The organism is Aeromicrobium sp. PFPM2_SD2, from assembly GCF_057364525.1.
This window is the reverse complement of sequence record NZ_JBNFNZ010000347.1, coordinates 1-2,686: the sequence shown is the minus strand read 5'-3', so window position 1 is coordinate 2,686 and position 2,686 is coordinate 1. Positions and strand designations below refer to the sequence as shown.

Annotated in this window: 3 protein-coding genes; all 3 read left to right on the top strand. The window is 74.0% G+C overall.

Translation table 11 applies throughout. The annotated features are described in order from the left end of the window. The coding region (locus AC2W7G_RS13340) for a fructosamine kinase family protein (RefSeq protein WP_485868866.1) at positions 1-314 on the top strand (314 nt) is incomplete at its 5' end. Between the two features lie 46 nt (positions 315-360). Next, the gene (locus AC2W7G_RS13335; protein WP_485868865.1) at positions 361-1,056 is read left to right on the top strand and encodes a response regulator transcription factor; all 696 of its coding nucleotides are present in this window, start codon (positions 361-363) and stop codon (positions 1,054-1,056) included. After that, entirely contained in the window at positions 1,053-2,462 is a 1,410-nt protein-coding gene (locus tag AC2W7G_RS13330; RefSeq protein ID WP_485868864.1) for a sensor histidine kinase, read from the top strand. The genes AC2W7G_RS13335 and AC2W7G_RS13330 overlap by 4 nt, the downstream gene beginning before the upstream one ends. The last annotated feature ends 224 nt before the right edge of the window (positions 2,463-2,686 follow it).

Genomic DNA, 2,686 nt, shown 5'->3' with positions numbered 1-2,686 from the left:
CGAGCCGCCCGCCCCGGCTGCACGGCGACCTGTGGGGCCGCAACGTCGTGTGGTCCACCGACACCGCGTGGCTCATCGACCCGGCCGCGCACGGCGGCCACCGCGAGACCGACCTGGCGATGCTCGCCCTGTTCGGCCTGCCGCACCTGCCCCGCGTCCTGGAGGCGTACACCGAGGCGTTCCCGCTGGCCGACGGCTGGGAGCGCCGGGTGGGGCTGCACCAGCTGCACCCGCTGCTCGTCCACGCGGTGCTGTTCGGCGGCTCGTACGGCGCCCGCGCCGCAGCCGCCGCCCGCAGCCTCCTGGGCCGCTGACGCCGACGCTCAGCGTCGTCTCAGCCCGACCCGGCAGACTGGGGGCATGCGCATCCTGGTGGTGGACGACGACCGCGCCGTGCGCGACTCGCTGCGACGGTCCCTGGAGTTCAACGGCTACAGCGTCGAGACCGCCGGCGACGGCGCCGAGGCGCTGGCCCGGGTCGCGCAGGTCGACCCCGACGCCATCGTCATGGACGTGATGATGCCCCGCCTCGACGGGCTCGAGACGACCCGTGCGCTGCGCAGCGCCGGCAACGACGTGCCGATCCTGGTGCTCACCGCCCGCGACGCCGTCGACGACCGGGTCGACGGCCTGGACGCGGGCGCCGACGACTACCTGGCCAAGCCGTTCGCCCTCGAGGAGCTGCTCGCGCGCGTCCGCGCCCTGCTTCGCCGCTCGGCGAACGCGGCGTCGTCCGAGCCGGACGAGGCACCCCTCGTCTTCGCCGACCTGCGCATGGACCCGGTCACCCGCGAGGTCTTCCGCGGCGACCGCGAGATCACCCTGACCCGCACCGAGCACGACCTGCTCGAGCTGTTCCTGCGCCGGCCGCGCCGCGTGCTGGAGCGCAGCTTCATCCTCGAGGAGGTCTGGGGCTTCGACTTCCCGACCACCGCCAACTCGCTCGAGGTGTACGTCGGCTACGTCCGGCGCAAGCTCGAGGCCGACGGCGAGCCCCGCCTGCTGCACACGGTGCGCGGCGTCGGGTACGTCCTGCGCGAGCCGCCGACATCGTGACGGGCCGCGTCCACCGCGCGCTGCGCGCCGTCACGTCCCGGTTGTCTCTGGCCGGGCGCATCCTGGTCCTCACCGCGGCGACGGTCGGCTTCGTGCTGGCCACGATCAACGCGTCGGTCTACTTCGTGCTGCGCAACGAGCTCGTGCACTCGCTGGACGACGCCCTGCTCCAGCGCGCCGAGACGGCCGTGGAGAATCGGACGACCGAGGACATCATCCGCGGCTACCAGCCCGAGGCGCTGTCGCTGGGCGGCGTGCAGGTCGGCGTCATCTACGGCGGGACGCTGTTCAAGAGCGAGGCGCTCGACGACCTGGCCGCGATGCAGTACGTCTCGAGCCTGGAGCGGGAGGTGGCGCTCGGCCGCGGCGAGCACTCGACCCGCACGGCGCGCATCCACGGCACCCACTACCGGGTCGTCGCGGTCAACGCGGGCCCGGGCAAGGCGCTCGTGCTGGCCCAGTCGGCGGAGTCGATCTACCAGAGCCTGCGGCGGATGAACATCATCCTGTGGGCGACCAGCGGCGTGGGCATCCTCGTCGCGGCCCTGGCCGGCTGGCTCGTGGCGTCCACCGGCCTGCGTCCCGTGCGTCGCCTCACCTGGGCCACCGAGCGGGTCGCGCGCACCCAGCAGCTGGCGCCGGTCGAGGTGCACGGGCACGACGAGCTGGCCCGGCTCGGCACGTCCTTCAACGCGATGCTCGCCGCCCTGGACGCGTCCCAGCAGCGCCAGCGCCAGCTCGTCGCCGACGCCGGCCACGAGCTGCGCACGCCGCTCACCAGCCTGCGGACCAACATCGAGCTCATGGAGCAGGCGTTCGCCAGCGACCGGCCGCTCTCGCCCGAGCAGCGCCGCGAGGTCATGGACGACGTGCACGGCCAGCTCGAGGAGCTCACCACCCTGGTCGGCGACCTGGTCGAGCTGGCCCGCGACGAGCCGCTGCGCCGCAGCCCCGAGGCGGCCGACCTCGCCGCCGTGGTCGAGGCCGCGGTCGACCGGGTGCGTCGCCGGGCGCCGGGCCTCACGTTCGACGTGCACCTGCGTCCGTGGATGTTCTTCGGCGAGCCGTTCATCCTCGAGCGGGCCGTCATCAACCTGCTCGACAACGCGGCGAAGTGGAGCCCGGAGGGCGGCACCGTCACCGTGCGCCTGCAGGACGGCGTGCTGACCGTCGCCGACGAGGGCCCCGGCATCCCGCCGCAGGACCTGCCGCACGTGTTCGAGCGGTTCTACCGCTCGAGCGAGGCGCGCACGCAGCCCGGCTCCGGCCTCGGGCTCTCGATCGTGGCCCAGGCGGTCGCGCGGCACGGCGGCTCGGTCGCCGCCGAGTCGGTGCCCGGACGCGGCGCCGTGCTCACCGTCCGCATCCCGGGCTCGGACCCCGGGCCCGACGGGCCGATTTCATGAACGACCGACAGACTGAACACAGTCTTCTCTCAGCGAGGCAGGAGAATCTCGGAGCATGAGCGATCCCCAGGACCCCTACGCCGGACGACCCTACGTCCCGCCGGCCCAGCGTTCGGACGACGAGCCGACGACGCGCCTGGACGCCGGGTCCGAGACCGGCACGCCGGACGACACCACGCGCTTCGAGCGCCCCGCCCCCCGAGGCCACGCCGGGCACCGGCCCG

Excerpts from the sequence above, each read along its gene's own strand:
- AC2W7G_RS13335 (WP_485868865.1), top strand. The coding sequence starts at position 361 with ATGCGCATCCTGGTGGTGGACGACGACCGCGCCGTGCGCGACTCGCTG.